General features: G+C 66.0%; 4 protein-coding genes and 1 pseudogene. 3 read left to right on the top strand and 2 right to left on the bottom strand.

Translation table 11 applies throughout. The features are described from left to right. The first annotated feature begins 1,289 nt into the window (after positions 1–1,289). The 3 genes from J7I98_RS36020 to J7I98_RS36010 are packed head-to-tail and all read left to right on the top strand — an operon-like array spanning position 1,290 to position 3,480. Positions 1,290–2,054 carry a cyclopropane-fatty-acyl-phospholipid synthase family protein gene (locus J7I98_RS36020; RefSeq protein WP_251021674.1) on the top strand — a complete coding sequence of 255 codons (765 nt, stop codon included), beginning with the start codon at positions 1,290–1,292 and terminating at the stop codon, positions 2,052–2,054. Between the two features lie 3 nt (positions 2,055–2,057). Next, positions 2,058–3,155: a terpene synthase family protein gene (locus J7I98_RS36015; protein ID WP_214929273.1), complete on the top strand. Its 1,098-nt coding sequence runs from the start codon at positions 2,058–2,060 to the stop codon at positions 3,153–3,155. A 16-nt stretch (positions 3,156–3,171) separates the two neighbouring features. After that, positions 3,172–3,480 carry a hypothetical protein gene (locus J7I98_RS36010; RefSeq protein ID WP_214929272.1) on the top strand — a complete coding sequence of 103 codons (309 nt, stop codon included), beginning with the start codon at positions 3,172–3,174 and terminating at the stop codon, positions 3,478–3,480. A gap of 278 nt (positions 3,481–3,758) precedes the next feature. On the opposite strand, the gene J7I98_RS36005 is transcribed toward J7I98_RS36010, so the two are convergent. Both J7I98_RS36005 and J7I98_RS36000 read right to left on the bottom strand, forming a co-directional pair. Next, the gene (locus J7I98_RS36005; protein ID WP_214929271.1) at positions 3,759–4,532 is read right to left on the bottom strand and encodes a hypothetical protein; all 774 of its coding nucleotides are present in this window, start codon (positions 4,530–4,532) and stop codon (positions 3,759–3,761) included. Beyond that, a pseudogene (locus tag J7I98_RS36000) lies at positions 4,529–4,853 on the bottom strand (hypothetical protein); the annotation flags it as partial. The gene J7I98_RS36005 and the pseudogene J7I98_RS36000, both read right to left, overlap by 4 nt.

The following is a 4,853-nucleotide window of genomic DNA, read 5'->3' as shown; positions in this document are numbered from 1 at the left end:
AATTTCTGGCGCATCACACTAGGGACTTGGCCGGGCAATCATGTGACGTTTGGGTCCGACCTGCTCAGGCCCTCGGAGATGGGGTCGCTCCAGCCGTCAGTCGAAGATGGTTGATGTCTCCAGAATGGACCACTTCTACCTCAGTGGCTGAGCCATCCTCGAAGCGAAGGGTGAAGTACGGACTGGCTTCGAAGAGCAGTTGTACGTCTTCACTCGCGTCGTGTTCGAGCGGCGGCGAGGCGTCGGCGTCCCACGTGTCGCTTCCGGACGTAGGGAGGATCCTGACAGGGATGCGTGCCAGACAAGTGGAGGGGTTTGCCCACCATGTCGGCAACGGGTCTGGCTCTTCAGCTCTTCTCGTACCAGCTCAGCCGCTCCCGCAGCACTGCGCCCCCACCCTCCTCCTGGGCCATCACCGCAGGACACCGGGATGGCTGTGTCGTGTTGTGTGTGGTGCAGCATGTCGTCGGTGATGACCGGCGGGCGGCCGCCGTGGTTTCGCCTGTGGACCGCGGTGCCCAGCCACTGGAGGAGCGCCTCACGCATACTCTCGCGCTCGGCTCAGAGTGGCTCAAAGGTGCCTGATGTGTGCCACTGGATCTACGGGACGACTGAGGTTGAACTCGTGGTTCGGTAAGGGCTGACGGCCCTTGATCCCTGCGATATGCCCATGGGATGCGGTATCCACGAGGTGGCGGCTTGACCGCTGAACGCCAGGAGTTCCGGGAGCGGTTACGCCTGGAGCCGGGTGAGTGGTTCGACTCGGGCGAGTCGGACACAGTGATCGCCGCAGAGGTACGGGTCAGTGTCCGATCCGTACAGCGGTGGCGACGGTCCCGGAGCCAGGCGACCCGCAGGCCCTGCGGTTCGAGGGTGCCGGCTTCGCTGCCGCGGCTGACAGAAGAGCAGTTCACGCGACTGGAGCGGGAGCTGCCAAGGGGTACGACGGGGCCGGTACCGGACCGGCTCAGCGCAGGGGAGCTCGCCCGCCACACCGGCACGTTCCCTTTCCACCACACCTGCGAGAGGGGGACAGAGGTTCCGGTTCGTGACCCAATCCCCTGATCTCCACTCGGATGCGTCGGCGAAACGATCCAAGACGCCTTCGAGTTCGCGAGTACACGTCAGCCCAAGAATCGGGAGTCATAGTGACGATCTCACATGCGACCATCCGGCAGGGAATGACGCCGCGCACCTCATTCGATGAGGGCCAGGTGCCGCTGTATTACTCGCGGAAGACGAAGGAGATCCTCCACAAGTACGGACCAGGCCCCCGAGTCCATTTTCACATGGGCGTGTTCAGTGAGAACCTCAACACCACCGTCGCACAGCGTGTACTCAAGGAGCGCATACTGTCCTCCCAGGAGGCGGTGCTCCACCGCGCCGCGGGGGCGTGGGGTGTGGCGAGCAGTCCGCCCGGCGAACTCCTCGACATCGGGTGCGGGGTAGGTGGCGGGTCCATCTTCTGGGCTCAGGAACACGGCGTGAATGTCACCGGGATGACGGTGGCGGCCGAGCACATTCCGGTAGTCAACGATCTCGTGCGACAAGCCGGAGTAACGGACCGAGTGACCACCGTGCTGGGCAATGTTCATGACCTGTGTGAGGAGCGGGCGTACGACGCGGCGGTTGCGATCGAGAGCTCCGGATACATGGACCGCGAGCGGCTCTTCTCCGTGGCAGCCAAGGCTCTGCGGCCCGGCGGCTGGTTCGGCATCCAGGAACATTTTGTGTGCCGCCCGGAGTGGACCGCGTTCGTCGATGGCTACTACAAGACGCGCCTCGGCACCCTGACCGAGTACATCACCGCTGCCGCCGCCGCAGGCTTCGAGTTGGAGCAGGACGAGGACATCACCGACCAGGTCTCGGAGTTCTGGGTGCAGTCCATGGCATGGACGACCGCCGAACTGGATGCCTTGAGCCATGGCCGCCACTCGCCGATCGACCGAAACCGGCTGGTCGAATCCGTCCTCACCCACGGAAAACTCTTCCGCGCCTGGCGTGACCGTGCTCTGGAAACCCGGCTCCTGCTGTTCCGCCTCGGGAGGAGCTGAGCCATGCTCGCGAAAACCTCTCCCGCATCAGCCATTGGCTGGCAACTCCCCCCCTTCTACTGCCCTCTCGCGGACGTGGGAGTCCACCCGGCGGCAGGCCACCTGGACGAGCAGGCGCTCGCCTGGGCCGACGAGTTCGGGCTCTATCCCGATGCGACCGAACGAGCCTGGGCACGGGCCATCCACAACGCCGACTTCGTAGGCCGCGTCATTCCGGTCGGAAACGCGGAGACCCTCCTCCTGTTCATCGAATGGAACTACTGGGCCTGGGCCATCGATGACTGGCACGACTCGGGTACTGGAACTGGCCGCACGGCGGATGTCACCGACCACAGCATCCGAGTACTGCGGTCCCTGGAAGCCCCGGGCTCTGCCATGCTCGCAGCCGGCCCGCTCAACGCTGCACTCAGCGATCTTGTGGAACGCACGAGGGCCATGTTCACGCCTTCTCAGCTCCATCAACTATGCGTAGGAGCGCGGGACTGGCTCTATGGAGCGTCTTGGCAGACAGCCAACGCCGAGCGTCGGATCATGCCTACCCTCAACGACTTCGCCGCAGTGCGGATCTCGATCAACGGCACCCGTTTTTCCCTCGCCTTCAGCGAGACAGCGAACGGCATCCGCCTCCCCCCCGACGTGCAGTATTCGCCATCGGTTCAGGCTCTCACCGATGCTGCGGGATTCATCGTGAGCTGCGACAACGATCTGTTCTCCTACGCTCTCGACGACCACAACGATCCACCGAGCCAGAACCTGGTCAACGTTCTCGCGCACCACACCGGTCGCACACCAAAGGAGGCCCTGCCGACCGCCGTGGCCATCCGGGACCGCGCCATGACGCTCTTCGTCAACCTCCGCGAGCAGCTTGCACAGGACGCCGACGTGGAACTCCGCCGCTACCTCGATGCTCTCGGCAACTACATCTCCGGCTGTATCCGCTGGATGTGCGCTGCGCCCCGATACGCCAGCCCCCGCAATCGAAACGCGCTCCCTGTCCCGGGGGCGTACTACGACATCACCTGGCGGGACACCCCCAGTGACGCCGCAACCGAGCCACTCAATATCCCCGCGGTGAGCTGGTGGTGGAAGCAACTCACCTAGTGTGATGCGCCTGGGCATGTCGCGCCTCCTGTTCGCCGCCTGCGAACAGCTCCACTACGAGGACCTGGCCATCGCCGAACGCACACCGGGCCTGTGCTCCGAGGACCAGCGCATCGCCGACGAACCCGCCGACGAAGAAGCCGAGGACCAGCGCCGCCGCTCGTACTCGCCAAGTCCCCCGTCGTCAGCCGGGCCAAGACCCGACTCGCGCCACCCTTCACGACTCGCGATCTGCCGCCCGAACCTGTTGCACCAGCACCCCGCACCAGGCGGTGACGAGCCAGACGACGAGATGGATGGGGCATGCCCGCACTTGCGAAGCTGAGTCCAGAACTGCGCGGGAACAGGTCCCTAGGGATCGGCCTTTGCGCCGGAACACCGCTCGGTCCGCGCACTGCCCTCTGCAGCCGATTGGCAACCACCCTGAGATGCGACCCGACCGGCGGCGGCTGACGCCGGAGACATGAGGGCGATGTGGTCGGGCCCGATCCAGGTCGGGCTCCCGTGTGAAGCGCCGGACTCAGGCCGGCCGAATGGTCTGCTTTCCGCGCGGCCGTGGTACGCGGGGACTTCGACGGCCCCGTCCGCTTCGGCGCCCCGCGCCTATCGCGTGCCGACCCAGTAGTGTTCCCCTGCCCTCAGCAGGTTCTCCAGCGTTTCGGCGTTGGCCCGGGCCAGGCCGCCAAGTGCCGCGTTCTCGTTGGCATGGGATTCGAGCCACGTACGGAAGCCGGTCACTGCGGCAATGGATTCGGGGGTGGGACCGCCCCCAGAAGCCAGTTGTTCTGCGGTGAGCAGGGGGATTCCTGACCGGAGCCGGATCGTGCCCGGAAGATCGAGGGGGCGGTTCCGGCTGGCCACCGTGTTCTCCTCGATCGCGAGGGTCCCGGTCGCCGTGCACTCGCCGGACCGCAGGGCGGCCAAACGGGCCTCACGGACGACGGCGAGAACTCCGTTGAGGTCGAAGTCGACGGTAATCGCCAGGTCGATGGTCCCAACCTTGACCCCATCGATGATCAAGTCGACGCAGGGACGGTGGGTTGACGTGATGTGATGGCTCACCAGAGCGACAAGCTCCTCGCTGTCCGGGGCGTCGCGGGTACGGCGAGCGGCAGCCGTGAGAGCGGAGTGCTTTCGCCAGCCCACGCCCAACAGGTCGATCACGTCCATGGCGAGGAAACCGTTGACGACGGTGGCGACTTCACGCTCGACAGCGCGGCCTGCCGAACCCGCCATACCCCGCGCACCGTGCGACAGCGTCTCCCCGACATCGCGCTCATGAAGATGATCGGCGAGGGCATCGGTGGCACTCCCGCCGTCTTCGCCGAAAAGGAGGGCCCGTACGGTCATGTGCTCTACGGGACTCGTCACGGTCATCGATCGTCCTCCTCCTGGATGTTCTGCTCGCCGGGGTCGCGGTGAGGCTCCAGCCGTACCGTGCGGTCCGGCGCATCGGAGGCGCGGCTCTCGCGCACGCTGCCCATGCCGGGGTCGCTGCGCAGTACGGCCTGCACATGGCGGCGTACCCAGCGCGGCCCCCGATGACGGACGCCGACGACGGCAGCCGTGGTGACCATCGCGGTGCCGAGCAGCACGAGCACGATCGGCCAGGGACCGGACCCCTCGCCACCGCTGGGTGTCGGGTCCTCGGTGCCGGGGCCGTCGGTCGGGTCCGTTGGGTCGGTCGGGTCCACCGGG

It is taken from the genome of Streptomyces sp. ISL-98, assembly GCF_018614055.1.
Classification (GTDB): Bacteria; Actinomycetota; Actinomycetes; order Streptomycetales; family Streptomycetaceae; genus Streptomyces; species Streptomyces spiramyceticus.
This window is presented reverse-complemented; position numbering and strand designations above follow the sequence as displayed.